Below are 12949 nucleotides of genomic sequence, written 5' to 3' on the forward strand. Positions count from 1 at the left end.
CTATTCATAACAAAACACACAATAAGGAATATATTATGTTACAACTTAGAAAAGCAAACGAACGCGGCAACGGTTCTTTCGACTGGCTTGAGAGCTATCACACTTTTTCATTCGCCAATTATTATGATCCGAAGCATATCCATTTTTCTCATTTACGCGTGATTAACGAAGACTTCATCGCCCCAAATTATGGCTTCGGCAAACACCCGCACGACAATATGGAAATCTTAACTTATGTATTAAACGGACGTGTGGCTCACGAAGACAGTATGGGCAATAAAACCGAAGTAAAAGCAGGCGAATTTCAAATTATGTCGGCAGGCACAGGGATTTTCCATTCGGAAGTAAACCCATCTTCAGAAGAAACCCTACACCTTTATCAAATTTGGATTATTCCAAATCAGAAAGATGTTACTCCACGCTACAGCCAAGACAAATTTGCTCCGAAAGAGGGGGCAACGTTAATTCTTTCGCCAAACGCAGAAGATGGTTCATTCAAAATTTATCAAGATATGAAATTGTGGCGTTACCAATACCCAACAACAAAAACAGAGCAAGTTACGCTTAACCGCAATCGCAGCTATTGGTTACAAGTAGTAAGAGGAAATTTAACTGTAAACGGCGTTGAGCTAACCACAAGCGATGCCTTAGGCATTCGCCAAGAAGATTTGTTAGAAATTAACGCTCAAGATGACGTAGAATTTTTACTGTTTGACTTAGTATAAATAACGGGTGTAAATAAGATACAAGCGGTTAAATTTGTAAATTTTTTTGCAAATCCAACCGCTTGTTGTTCATCAATTATTTTGATTGTGCATCTTCATATAACCACTTCGCCACACGTTTCGCGAAATAGGTTAAAATACCGTCTGCTCCTGCTCGTTTGAAGCAGAGCAAGCCTTCCATAATGCACTCACGCTCTTTTAGCCAACCGTTTTGAATTGCTGCCATATGCATCGCATATTCGCCTGAAACTTGGTAGGCAAAGGTTGGCACACCAAAGTTCTCTTTTACACGCCACACCATATCCAAATAAGGCATACCCGGTTTTACCATTACCATATCCGCCCCTTCTTGAATATCCATTGCGACTTCGTGTAAACCCTCATTACCATTCGCAGGATCAACTTGATAAGTGTATTTATTGCCGCCTTTTAAATTGCCGGCAGAACCTACCGCATCACGGAATGGACCGTAGTAGTTTGAGGCATATTTTGCGGAATACGCCATAATTTGAGTGTTGATAAAACCGTTAGCCTCTAACGCCTCACGGATTTCGCCAATTCGTCCGTCCATCATATCACTTGGAGCAACAATATCTGCTCCTGCTTCTGCGTGTGATAACGCCTGTTTTACCAGCACTTCTGTGGTAACGTCATTTATTACATAACCTGTCTCATCAATAATGCCGTCTTGTCCGTGAGTGGTAAATGGATCTAAGGCGACATCAGTAATCACACCTAACTCTGGGAATTTTGCTTTTAATGCACGCACTGCACGCTGAGCTAAGCCTTCAGGGTTATAAGCCTCTTCTGCCATTAGCGATTTTTTCGCATCGCCCACCACAGGGAATAATGCCACTGCGGGTACACCATATTTTACGAGTTCTTCTGCTTCAACTAAAAGCTGATCGATAGTTAAACGTTCTACTCCCGGCATTGAAGGCACTTGCACACGCTGATTTTCACCTTCAATCACAAATACAGGATAAATTAAATCATTCACAGTTAATTGGTTTTCTGCCACTAAACGGCGGCTAAAATCGTGTTTGCGTAAACGACGCATACGGCGTAAAGGGAATTGAGATTGAATTACTTGCATTTTAAATTTCCTAAAAGAATAAAGGCACAGCCACAGGTGCTATGCCTTTTTTAACAAAATTATTACTGTGCAACCTGTTCTGATGGTTCATCATCGTCTTTCGGACGATAGAATTTGGCACATAATACTCCCACTTCAAACAACAAGCACATTGGGATAGCCAATAAGGTTTGTGAGAAAATATCAGGTGGCGTAAGGAACATACCGATTACAAAAGCAGCCACGATAATATATGGGCGTTTTTCTCTTAAATCTTCAGGTGTCGTTACACCCGCCCAACATAACAAGATAATAGCCACTGGCACTTCAAAACAGATACCAAACGCCATAAAGATGGTTAAAACGAAATCTAGATAGCTACTGATATCGGTTGCCATTGTTACCCCCTCAGGGGCTGTTGAGGTTAAGAAGCCGAAAACCAATGGGAACACGACATAATAAGCAAAAGCCACACCGCAGTAGAACAACAAGGTACTTGATACCAATAGTGGGTAAACTAAGCGTTTTTCCTGCTTATACAACGCAGGGGCAACGAAAGCCCAAACTTGGTACAAAATAAAAGGCACAGACAAAAACACCGACACAACAATGGTCAATTTAATTGGGGTAAAAAACGGCGTTGCAACATTGGTTGCAATCATCGTTGCACCTTCAGGCAGGTTCTCTGTTAAAGGGGTTGCCAATAAGGTATAAATATCATTTGCCCAATATACTAAGCAACAAAACACAACTAAAACAAAGATAAAACAACGTAATAATCGGTTTCTAAGTTCAATTAAATGTGAAATCAGCGGCTGAGACTCATCAACTTCTGCCATATTCTGCCTCCGATTTCTTCGCTGTTTCAGTTGTAGCCGGTGTTGCTAAATCGTCATCTGGTGGGTAGTAAGCCGACATATCCACCAGTGCTTCTTCCATTTCAGCTAATTCTGCAATTTCATCTGGCGATAATTCGCTTTCTGCATTAGAAGATGGCAATTTCTCAGATAAATCATCAACTGCAAGCGGTTGATTTTCTGCTATTTTTTGCAATTCTTGAGCTTCTAACTCTTGGCTTTCCTGCTCAATTTTTTGTTGGATTTCCGCCACCTGCTCATCGCTCAGTTTTGGAACTGTTGCTGATGTTGCAGCATTGTTATCAAACTCACTTTTTGCAGAATTAATCGAATCTTGCAACTGAGTCGCCGAGTTTTTCAAATCTTCTACGGTTTTACTCAATTCAGGTGACAGAGAACTCAAATTAAGCTCTTCCGCTTTTTTAATACTCTCTTTCAATTCCTGCAATTTAAGTTCTTGAGACAGTTCATTTTGCACGTTTGCGGCTAAACCTCGAATTGTACTTACCCAGCCCATCACGGTTCTAATCGCAATCGGCATACGTTTTGGACCTAGCACCACTAAGCCCACAATCATAATCAGTACTAATTCAGAAAAACCTACATCAAACACGGATTAAACCTGCTCTTTATCTTTATCTTTTACAACGGTTTGTTGCTCTGTTGAAACTCTTTCTTTTACTTCAACCACTTCAACTTTTTCAACGTTCTCAAATCCTGCGTCTTTTTTCTCATCAGACATTGCTTTTTTGAAGCCTTTCACTGATTCGCCTAAGTCAGAACCTAAAGTACGCAATTTCTTTGTACCGAAAAGTAACACAATAATTGCAACCACAATCAAAAGCTGCCAAATACTAATACCGCCCATAAAAACTCCTTTCATTTAATTGGGAATAAATAAAGTAAAACTCCAGTTATTATATGTTACTTTGACATATAAAAAAGGATTTTGCAAAAAATTTGTAAAAAATAACCGCTTATTTGCGTTGGCTCAAAATCAATGCCAGCGGAAATATGGTTAATAATGACACACTCAGCCACAGAGGCAAAGATTCAAATTTCCAAAATGTGCCAAGGATCACAATTGCAGAGATTAAAAGTACAATAAAACGACTATTGCCGCTTGAATTTTGGGCTTTAAGGCTTTCATTAATCTCAGCCAACCTAAAATTAATCTGTTTTTGTTGCTGCAAGGCTTTAAACATCGCTTCAGGAAATTCCGCAAAATGTTCGCGATATTGCGGTAAACGCTGTTTAATATCGCGCATCATCGCTTTCACGCCAACTTGCTCGTTCAGCCAATTTTGTAAAAACGGCTTAGCGGTTTGCCATAAATCTAGCTGTGGATAAACTTGTCTGCCTAAGCCCTCAATATAGAGAAGCGTTTTTTGCAAAAGCACCAACTGCGGCTGGACTTCCATATTAAATTCTCTTGCCACATTAAAGAGATTCAATAAAACGTGCCCAAATGAAATTTCAGACAGTGGTTTTGCAAAAATAGGCTCACAAACTTCACGAAATGCTTGCTCGAATTTATCAATATCAGTATCCGGTGGTGTCCAACCTGATTCCACGTGCATCAACGCTACTCGGCGATAATCTCGATTGAAAAACGCCACAAAACTTTCTGCCAAATAGCGTTTGTCGTTATGATTAAGCGTACCAACAATACCACAATCAATACCAATATATTGTGGATTTTCAGGGTGTTCTCGGTTTACAAAAATATTGCCCGCGTGCATATCCGCGTGGAAAAAACTATCACGAAATACTTGGGTAAAAAACACTTGCACTCCTCGCTCGGCAAGCAATTTCATATCCGTGCCGTTTGCTTCTAATTCAGCAATATTAGACACCGGAATACCGTAAATTCGCTCCATCACAATTAGATTTTTATGGCAAAAATCTTGGTACATTTCAGGCACATAGAGCATCTCGCTGTTCTCAAAATTAGCTCTCAGCCGAACGGCATTGTGCATTTCTTTGCGTAGATCCAACTCATCTAAAATAGTTTTTTCGTATTCTCGAACCACCTCAACCGCACGCAAACGCTTGCCATCATTTGATAATTTAGGAATCAGCCGAGCAATTTTATACATTAACTCCAAATCAGCTTTGATAACAGGTTCAATGCCCGGTCGAATGACTTTCAGCACCACATCTTTGCCTGCAAGCGGTTGATTTTGATTAAATTTTGCCGTGTGAACTTGAGCGATAGAAGCTGAAGCTAAAGCTGTTTCATTAAAATCATCAAACCAAGTTTCAAGCGAACTACCCAATGCTTGTTCCATAATTTGACGAGCAATTTTGCCATCAAAAGGCTCTACATTATCTTGTAGCAAGGCGAGTTGGTCAGCCAACTCCGGAGCAAAAAGATCACGGCGAGTAGCAAGCATCTGCCCTAATTTAATCCAAACAGGTCCAAGCTCTTGCAACGCCAAACGCAACCGTACGCCGTAAGGTTTATCTTGATGCTGATTTTTCACCCAAAATAACGCCGTACGCCCTAGTTTCATTTTGCGAGTAATAGGTAGATTCGGAATGGCTTCATCAATGCCATAGCGGAGGAAAGTGTGGATAATTTGATAAAAACGCCGAATATTTCTAAATTGCATTAATGAATTCCTAATTTTGCGAATTTTTGCTCTAATTTAACCGCTTGTTGGGCAAGTTCTTCAACTTGGTCGTAAAAATTCAATGCTTGTAAGCGATGCACCAATACCGGACGTTCTTGCATTAAGTTTCCAACCAAATGTTGATTATTTTGCGTAAATTGAGCTTTGGCTTTGTGGAACAATTTTTTCGCAAAATCGGTTGAGATTTGTGCCACCACATCGCCAACAAAAGGGGAAAGCAACTCCGCAGGGTCTTTTTCTAACTGCTCAAGTAACGTGGTGAAATGTTGCAACACCTGAATATCGCCATTTAGCACGAGCGATTTATTATTGATTAAGTCGGTGAGTTTTTGTTTATCTGCCAGTTTAGGGAGTGTTTCAAACACCAATTGTACAGAACAATCTGGCTCGCCTTCATAGCTACCTAGCCAATCTGTTCGATTTTCACCAAACAGGATAAAAAAATCTATTTTTGGCGAAGTTAGCTCAATTTTCAGCACTTTTCCTGCTAATTTACGTAGGTTAGGCTCAATATGTGGTGAGCGTTTAAGTAACGCATTAAATGCCGTTTCAATCAACCCAAAAGCAAATTGAGGAAACATCAATTGTTGTTTAAGTTCATTTAACATCGTTAAAATTTATAACCTCTGTGTAATGCCACAATGCCCGCACTTAAATTATAGTAATTTACGCTTTCAAAGCCTGCTTGTTCCATCATCGATTTTAGTTCGTCTTGCTTCGGGTGCATACGGATAGATTCCGCCAAATAGCGGTAGCTTTCCGCATCATTGACCACCACTTCGCCAACTTTCGGTAAAATATTGAACGAATAGAAATTATAAAGCTGGCTGATTGGGTCAATAATCGGTTTTGAAAACTCTAAAACAAGTAAGCGACCACCCGGTTTTAGTACTCGGAACATTGAACGTAGAGCTTTATCTTTATCAGTAACATTACGCAGACCAAAGCTGATGACGATACAATCAAAAGTATTATCGGCAAAAGGCAAGCACTCAGCATTTGCCTGCACATAGCTCACATTGCCCACTACGCCTAAATTGCGTAATTTTTCACGCCCGACTTCAAGCATTGAGCTGTTGATATCCGCTAAAATTACTTCGCCGGTTTCACCGACAAGACGAGAAAATTTTGCAGTAAAATCACCTGTACCGCCTGCTAAATCCAGCACTTTTTGTCCTTTACGAACACCGCTGCAATCAATGGTAAAACGCTTCCATACACGGTGGATACCAAATGAGAGCAAGTCATTCATTAAGTCATATTTACCTGCTACCGAGTGAAACACATTCGCCACAAGTTGCTGTTTTTCTTCTTTGGCAACTGTTTTAAAACCAAAGTGGGTTGTCTCTGCTACTTGATCTAATTTTTCAATTTGTTCTGGTTGCTGAACGTTATTCATAGCTAATTCTCTTTCATTAAAATTTAGGTGTAACCATAGCAAAAAAGCGGTTGTTTTTCCTTAATAATTTGCAAATTTCATCAAAAAAATCACCGCTTGTAGCATTGCCAATTTTCCAAGTAAACCTTCACTTGCTTGACTAAAACCCCTAAATTCTGTAACATTCGCACACTATTTTTCTTGAGGATTACACATTTTGGACAGCCATAGTCGATACTTAACTCTTTAACCTATCTTGTCTAACCTCAAATTACCGACAAGATCGGTAATACTTCCCAGTATCTTTGTTCCTTTTTGTCCTAGCCTCCTAACCATTCGGAGCTTAATTATGATCCGTGCTTTTGGACTGGATAACGCACGCTTAATCAGCGTGGATGAAACAAATCCTATTTTATTAAACGATGCTATTTGGATTGATTTGGTTGATCCAACCGATGCCGAACGTGGTGTTTTAGAAAGCCGTTTAGATCAAACCCTTGCCGAAGAACGTGAATTAGAAGACTTAGAGGCTTCCGCCCGCTTTTTTGAAGATGAAGACGGCTTGCACTTGCACTCATTCTTTTATTGTTTAGATGATGACGATTACGCTGACATTGCTACCGTTGCTTTTACTATTCGTGATGGGCGTTTGTTTACTTTGCGTGATCGAGACTTACCCGCATTTCGTTTATACCGAATGCGTTCACGCCGTGAAAAATTGATCGACAGTAACGCTTATGAACTGCTACTCGACTTATTTGAAACCAAAATTGAGCAGCTTGCTGATGTAATTGAAGAAGTTTATGCAGATTTGGAAAAATTAAGCCGTGTCATTTTAGATGGTAAACAAGAAAAAGATAATTTCAACGACGCACTCTCTCGCTTAACCGAGTTTGAAGATGCCAGTTCAAAAGTACGCTTGTGCCTGATGGATACTCAGCGTGCATTAAGTTTCTTACTACGAAAAACCCGCTTGCCGAATAATCAGCTTGAGCAGGCTCGGGATATTATGCGAGATATTGAATCTCTACAACCGCATAATGAGTCATTATTCCAAAAAGTAAACTTCTTAATGCAAGCGGCAATGGGTTATATCAATATTGAGCAGAACCGCATTATGAAATTCTTCTCGGTGGTGTCGGTGATGTTCCTGCCGGCAACCTTAGTAGCCTCCACTTACGGAATGAACTTTGAATTTATGCCGGAATTGGGCTTTAAATATGGTTACCCAATGGCGATTGGTTTGATGATTATCGCCGCCTCAGCTCCTTATCTTTACTTTAAACGTAAGGGTTGGTTATAAAAGAAAGTCTATAGTTTTATAAACTATAGGCTTTCTTATTCTCTCACAATTGGCTAGGAAATATTTATGTTTGATAAATTAAAACACTTCGGCAATATGGTAAAAAATGCCATTATCCAGCACCCGATTGAAATTTTATTCGTAACCTATGTAACATCAATATTGCTGCCTTATGGGGGCGAATATAATTCATTAAAAACTTTTCAAAACTTAATTGCCCTTGCTCCAATTTGCTTTATAGTGCTTTATTTAGCACGCAGCACCAAAGCTTATTGGCTTTTAATTCTGTTGCCGATTGCAATTGCCTTGTTTTTTACTGAAATCAAACTTGAACTTATTAAAGATTCCCGTTATTGGGCTGTAATGCTTTGTACTTTCTTATGTTTAATCAGCCAACATTGGCATAAAAATAATACATATTTTGTCCGTGAAACGGTCAATAAATTAGTAAATATTGGCTTTGCTTTTGTATTAGCAACGATTATTTTTGCAGCATTAAGTGCGATTACATTTGCCATTACCAAGCTATTTAACCTCAATAGTTATGACTACTCTCTATTCGAGCGGTTCTGGATATTTTCTATTGTTTGGGCTTTCCCTGTTCTATTTCTAACACTTGAACACCAAAGATCTGCGGATGACTCCACCTATTTAAATCGAGTCGGTGAAATGTTACTAAACTGGATTTTATCACCGGCGTTAATTATCTATACCACCATTATTTATGCTTATGTGGTTTATATTATTATCAGAGGCGAAATGCCAAATGGCGTGGTGGCAAACGTTGCATTCCCCTATTTAACCATTGGTTTAGCAATACAAGCGGTACAATTATTGCTACAAAATGCAAAATGGCAGTGGTTCTATCGTTACTATATTTATTTAGCCTTATTGCCACTCGCTTTAGTGTGGTATGCCATTTACATTCGCCTAAGCAATTATGGCTTAACCGAAGCTCGTATTTATTTAGTGATTGGAGCTACTACCTTATCCATCTGTTATGGATTATTACTAGTACAACGTTTCGCTCAATACCGCTTATTCTCTGCTGTTTCAATTGCAGTCATTTTAATTTCAGTATTTGTTTTAGACCCACAACAAATGGCGATTAAAGACCAAACCCAGCGTTTAGATCGCTATTTAAACGAACATAACTTGCTAGATAAGAATAATAAAATCGATAAAGAAGCCGTATCTAAGCATAAACAATTACTAGGTGATAACCGTGCTGAAATTGAACGTTTTAATTCAATGGTAAGTTATGTTGCAAGAGAATTTCACTCTGAAAAATTTAAAGAAAAATATGGTATTGAGTCACCTTATGAACTGATTAGCGAGAGAGATTATAATGAGAATCCACGCATCTTTGAAGCCTCTGATCGCCGCCCTATTCGCTTAACCAAAGCCGATATTGAAAATGCGAAAGAGTTTATTGTTTTAGAGAGAATGTTTTATCGCCCAACCCATATCTATACTCGAAGAACCGAAGAAGATATAAATCAGTGCCAAACGTTAATCTATCAAGGTTATGACTTTACCACTAATGAATTTAATGTGGATAATTATACCGAAACCGCCCAAGCCTGTGATGAAATAAAAGCCCCGACGGAGTTTATCATTGCCTTTAAAGGCATTGAGCCGGAAATTCAATTTAATATAGACGATGAAGTGCGAAAAATTTTTGATAAGCATAATTTAGACATTACTCAAACGCATCAATATGAAGTTTTGGAAAACATAAAATCCGATCTACTTAACATTGATTTAGGCAGTGCGGTGTTATCACTGAGTGATATTCGACTTCAGTTTGAAGATAATATTGGCTATGTGGTAGATAATTTCACAACAAAATATTTGATGTTGAAATAATCCTTAATATTCCCTAAAAAGCTGCTTCTGATATAACAGCAAGCAGCTTTTTTATTGAAAAAAGAAATCTCTTACCGCTTCAATCACTTTGTTTTGCTCTTGTTCAGTTAAATTATAAAACAGCGGCAATCTCACTAATCGTTCACTTTCTTGTGTAGTAAAACGATCTTCCCCACTAAATCTGCCAAACTTCCCCCCGGCAGGACTGGAATGTAACGGCACATAATGAAACACCGTTAAGATCTTTCGAGCTTTCATAAACGCAATAAACGCCGAACGTTCAGCTAAATCTTTCAGTTTCAGATAAAACAAATGCCCGTTATGTTGATATTGTTCTGCCGAACTTGGTAAGGCTACTCTGCCTGCTTGAGCTAACGGTAAAAAGGCTTGGAAATAGTTTCGCCACAAGGTCAATCGCTTTTGGTTGATTTTATCTGCCACTTCAAGTTGAGCATACAAATAGGCAGCTTGAATTTCCGACATCAAAAAGCTCGATCCAATATCCTGCCAACGGTATTTATCCACCTCGCCACGAAAAAACCGGCTTCGATCCGTGCCTTTTTCCCGTAAAATCTCTGCTCTAGCGATCAATGTCGGATCATTCAGCACGATTGCTCCACCTTCACCACCTGCCGAGTAATTTTTAGTTTCGTGGAAACTATAGCAACCAATATGCCCGATTGAACCTAATGCTCTGCCTTGATAAAAGGCATTAACCGCTTGAGCGGCATCTTCCACCACATAAAGCCCGTGCTTTTCAGCAATCGCCATAATTTTTTCCATCTCGCACGCCACACCTACATAATGCACAGGCACAATGGCTTTGGTTTTCGGCGTGATGGCTTGCTCAATTTGGTTTTCATCAATATTCATTGTATCAGGGCGAATATCCACAAACACGATTTTCGCCCCACGCAGCACAAAAGCATTAGCAGTAGAAACAAAAGTGTAACTTGGCATAATCACTTCATCATCAGGCTGAATATCCAACAAAATCGCAGCCATTTCTAAGGCTGCCGTGCAAGAAGGTGTGAGTAGCACTTTACTGTGCGTGAGGTTTTTCTCCAGCCACTGTTCGCACAAATGGGTAAATTTACCATTGCCTGATAGCTTTCTACTCGCCATTGCTTGTTGAATATAGCCAAGTTCCGAGCCAATAATCGGTGGTTGATTGAATGGGATAAGATCTGTATTTTTCATAAATTGCTTAAAATTGCAGGATAAAACCAATAATAGACCGCTTGTATATTTGCCCCTAGAGATTGGTACAACCGAGCAGCCTTCAGATTACTACTTTGCGTAGCAACAAATAACTTATCTACCTGTTGTTGCTTCGCCCAATAGATTGCAGCGTGCAATAATGCAGAACCAATCCCTTGTTGCTGAAAACGTGGCTCTACCGCCAATAATCCAATTTTGGCTTGATTTCCAGCCAATAGGCGAACAGTAATCGCCCCTTGAAGTTGCCCTAATTCATTTCGTTTAATGAAGCAAATATCATCAAATTCACCTTTTACCGCATTTTCAATCCAGGTCTGATAAAAGCGTTGATTTTCTGCTAAAGAAAAATAGGGTGGGCGAAAGCGACTATTCGGAAAAGCTGGACGAAATAATGAGATCAATTCGGGTAAATCTGCCATCGTAGCCTTACTACAAGCGGTCGAATTTTGCGAAAATTTTACAAGATCGAATGCAAGTTCCACCTCGCCTTCTACAAAGATAAAACCTTGTTTTTGCAGTCGGTCTATGTGAACAAAATTATCAGCCGCTACTTTTGCTTGCACGATTTCTCTGCCGAAAAAATCAGAGAGCCATTTATCCGCCCTTATCATCTTAACCATATCCCTCTGCAATCAAGCAGATATTTTTGTTTCACACGATCAATTGAGATTTGTTTGAATGGTGTATGATCAACCAATAGAACAATAATATCGGCTTGGGAAAGTGCTGTGTCAGTATCAACTAATGTTATATTTTCTAACGATAAAGTCTGAATATTTGGTTCAACCGCCATCACTCTGCCTTTATGCCATCGAGCTATCTGTTGGGTAATTGCTAGGGCTGGGCTTTCTCGCAAATCATCAATATCTGGTTTAAATGCTAAACCAAAACAAGCAATAGTTAGCTCACTCAGTTTACAATCTTTCTCTGCCACACAATCCTCCACTAGGGCTTTAAGTTTTTCTAACACCCATTGCGGCTTGGCATTATTTACTTCCCGTGCAGTGCGAATTAAACGGGCTAATTGAGGCGATTGAGACACAATAAACCAAGGATCAACCGCAATGCAATGTCCGCCCACGCCGGCTCCGGGTTGTAGAATATTCACTCTTGGGTGCTGATTGGTAAGCTCAATGAGCTCCCACACATTAATATCCAGCTCATCGCAAATCATTGAAAGTTCGTTGGCAAAAGCGATATTTGCATCACGAAAGCTATTTTCCACCAGCTTACACATTTCAGCCGTGCGAGCTTGGGTTGAAATACAATTCCCTTTTGCAAAAATTTGGTATAAATCGACCGCTTGTTGGCTGCATTGGGGGGTTAAACCACCAATAATGCGGTTATTTTCCACCAATTCTGTCATTATTCTGCCGGGTAAAACACGTTCAGGGCAGTAGGCAATATGCACATCGGCAGGAAAGGCTAAATCGGGACGGGCTTGGCTTAGCCACTCAGCTAGTTTTTCTGTTGTGCCAACAGGCGATGTGGACTCAAGCACTACCAAATTCCCTTTGCGTAAATAAGGGGCGATAGCTAAAGCAGCATTTTGCATATAGGAGAGATCGGGCTTTTTCTCTAATAGTGGCGTTGGCACTGCAATAATAAAGGCATCAGCAGTATCAGGCGTTTGAGTTGCAAAAAAATTGCTATTTTTGACCGCTTGCGTGAAGGCAGTTTGCAAATCAGGTTCAACAATATGGATTTTACCTTGCTTGAGGCTTGCTACAACTTGCTCATTAATATCCACCCCAATCACTTGCTTACCTGCATTGGCAAAAGCCACCGCCGTTGGCAGCCCGATATAGCCTAAGCCAATAATACAAATTCGATTAAATTTAGTTTTTTGCATCTTTACCCATTAAAAATAGAAATGGCACACTAA

General features: G+C 39.7%; 13 protein-coding genes. 3 read left to right on the forward strand and 10 right to left on the reverse strand.

Annotated elements, in window-relative coordinates; translation table 11 throughout:
• Positions 1-35: 35 nt before the first annotated feature.
• Positions 36-725, forward strand: coding sequence for a pirin family protein (locus ICJ55_RS01315; RefSeq protein WP_188157002.1), 690 nt, complete (start codon positions 36-38; stop codon positions 723-725).
• A gap of 76 nt (positions 726-801) precedes the next feature.
• On the opposite strand, the gene hemB is transcribed toward ICJ55_RS01315, so the two are convergent.
• The 7 genes from hemB to ubiE all read right to left on the reverse strand — a co-directional run bounded on the left by hemB (position 802) and on the right by ubiE (position 6692).
• A complete protein-coding gene (gene hemB / locus ICJ55_RS01320) occupies positions 802-1821 on the reverse strand; it encodes a porphobilinogen synthase (protein WP_188157003.1) in 1020 nt (339 codons plus the stop codon).
• Between the two features lie 62 nt (positions 1822-1883).
• On the reverse strand, positions 1884-2639 hold the full coding sequence (gene tatC / locus ICJ55_RS01325; RefSeq protein WP_188157004.1) for a twin-arginine translocase subunit TatC: 756 nt from the start codon (positions 2637-2639) through the stop codon (positions 1884-1886).
• On the reverse strand, positions 2626-3270 hold the full coding sequence (gene tatB / locus ICJ55_RS01330; protein WP_188157005.1) for a Sec-independent protein translocase protein TatB: 645 nt from the start codon (positions 3268-3270) through the stop codon (positions 2626-2628). Before tatB ends, tatC begins: the two co-directional genes overlap by 14 nt.
• Positions 3271-3273: 3 nt before the next feature.
• Positions 3274-3525 (reverse strand): twin-arginine translocase TatA/TatE family subunit, encoded by a 252-nt coding sequence (tatA, locus tag ICJ55_RS01335; protein WP_188157006.1) that lies wholly within the window; start codon positions 3523-3525, stop codon positions 3274-3276.
• A 109-nt stretch (positions 3526-3634) separates the two neighbouring features.
• The gene (ubiB, locus tag ICJ55_RS01340; RefSeq protein WP_188157007.1) at positions 3635-5272 is read right to left on the reverse strand and encodes a ubiquinone biosynthesis regulatory protein kinase UbiB; all 1638 of its coding nucleotides are present in this window, start codon (positions 5270-5272) and stop codon (positions 3635-3637) included.
• On the reverse strand, positions 5272-5901 hold the full coding sequence (locus ICJ55_RS01345; RefSeq protein ID WP_188157008.1) for a ubiquinone biosynthesis accessory factor UbiJ: 630 nt from the start codon (positions 5899-5901) through the stop codon (positions 5272-5274). The genes ubiB and ICJ55_RS01345 overlap by 1 nt, the downstream gene beginning before the upstream one ends.
• Positions 5902-5903: 2 nt before the next feature.
• Positions 5904-6692, reverse strand: a complete 789-nt coding sequence (gene ubiE / locus ICJ55_RS01350) for a bifunctional demethylmenaquinone methyltransferase/2-methoxy-6-polyprenyl-1,4-benzoquinol methylase UbiE (protein ID WP_188157009.1) — start codon at positions 6690-6692, stop codon at positions 5904-5906.
• A 328-nt stretch (positions 6693-7020) separates the two neighbouring features.
• Between ubiE and corA the strand changes: the two genes are divergently transcribed.
• Together corA and ICJ55_RS01360 are read left to right on the forward strand one after the other, a co-directional pair.
• Positions 7021-7974, forward strand: coding sequence for a magnesium/cobalt transporter CorA (gene corA / locus ICJ55_RS01355; RefSeq protein WP_188157010.1), 954 nt, complete (start codon positions 7021-7023; stop codon positions 7972-7974).
• 66 nt (positions 7975-8040) lie between these two features.
• The gene (locus ICJ55_RS01360) at positions 8041-9843 is read left to right on the forward strand and encodes a DUF4153 domain-containing protein (RefSeq protein ID WP_188157011.1); all 1803 of its coding nucleotides are present in this window, start codon (positions 8041-8043) and stop codon (positions 9841-9843) included.
• A gap of 51 nt (positions 9844-9894) precedes the next feature.
• Here the strand turns inward: ICJ55_RS01360 and rffA are convergent, their stop codons facing one another.
• Genes rffA through wecC form a run of 3 tightly spaced genes read right to left on the reverse strand, consistent with a single transcriptional unit; the run spans position 9895 to position 12916 of the window.
• The gene (gene rffA, locus ICJ55_RS01365) at positions 9895-11043 is read right to left on the reverse strand and encodes a dTDP-4-amino-4,6-dideoxygalactose transaminase (RefSeq protein WP_188157012.1); all 1149 of its coding nucleotides are present in this window, start codon (positions 11041-11043) and stop codon (positions 9895-9897) included.
• Positions 11040-11684: a dTDP-4-amino-4,6-dideoxy-D-galactose acyltransferase gene (rffC, locus tag ICJ55_RS01370; RefSeq protein WP_244141782.1), complete on the reverse strand. Its 645-nt coding sequence runs from the start codon at positions 11682-11684 to the stop codon at positions 11040-11042. Before rffC ends, rffA begins: the two co-directional genes overlap by 4 nt.
• On the reverse strand, positions 11672-12916 hold the full coding sequence (wecC, locus tag ICJ55_RS01375) for a UDP-N-acetyl-D-mannosamine dehydrogenase (protein WP_188157013.1): 1245 nt from the start codon (positions 12914-12916) through the stop codon (positions 11672-11674). Before wecC ends, rffC begins: the two co-directional genes overlap by 13 nt.
• Positions 12917-12949: the final 33 nt, after the last annotated feature.

The sequence above is a fragment of the Mannheimia bovis genome, assembly GCF_014541205.1.
GTDB classification, from domain to species: Bacteria; Pseudomonadota; Gammaproteobacteria; order Enterobacterales; family Pasteurellaceae; genus Mannheimia; species Mannheimia bovis.

Excerpts from the sequence above, each read along its gene's own strand:
- ICJ55_RS01360 (WP_188157011.1), top strand. The coding sequence starts at position 8,041 with ATGTTTGATAAATTAAAACACTTCGGCAATATGGTAAAAAATGCCATT.
- rffA (WP_188157012.1), bottom strand. The coding sequence starts at position 11,043 with ATGAAAAATACAGATCTTATCCCATTCAATCAACCACCGATTATTGGC.
- tatC (WP_188157004.1), bottom strand. The coding sequence starts at position 2,639 with ATGGCAGAAGTTGATGAGTCTCAGCCGCTGATTTCACATTTAATTGAA.
- ubiB (WP_188157007.1), bottom strand. The coding sequence starts at position 5,272 with ATGCAATTTAGAAATATTCGGCGTTTTTATCAAATTATCCACACTTTC.
- ICJ55_RS01315 (WP_188157002.1), top strand. The coding sequence starts at position 36 with ATGTTACAACTTAGAAAAGCAAACGAACGCGGCAACGGTTCTTTCGAC.
- ubiE (WP_188157009.1), bottom strand. The coding sequence starts at position 6,692 with ATGAATAACGTTCAGCAACCAGAACAAATTGAAAAATTAGATCAAGTA.
- hemB (WP_188157003.1), bottom strand. The coding sequence starts at position 1,821 with ATGCAAGTAATTCAATCTCAATTCCCTTTACGCCGTATGCGTCGTTTA.
- tatA (WP_188157006.1), bottom strand. The coding sequence starts at position 3,525 with ATGGGCGGTATTAGTATTTGGCAGCTTTTGATTGTGGTTGCAATTATT.
- corA (WP_188157010.1), top strand. The coding sequence starts at position 7,021 with ATGATCCGTGCTTTTGGACTGGATAACGCACGCTTAATCAGCGTGGAT.
- ICJ55_RS01345 (WP_188157008.1), bottom strand. The coding sequence starts at position 5,901 with ATGTTAAATGAACTTAAACAACAATTGATGTTTCCTCAATTTGCTTTT.
- wecC (WP_188157013.1), bottom strand. The coding sequence starts at position 12,916 with ATGCAAAAAACTAAATTTAATCGAATTTGTATTATTGGCTTAGGCTAT.
- rffC (WP_244141782.1), bottom strand. The coding sequence starts at position 11,684 with ATGGTTAAGATGATAAGGGCGGATAAATGGCTCTCTGATTTTTTCGGC.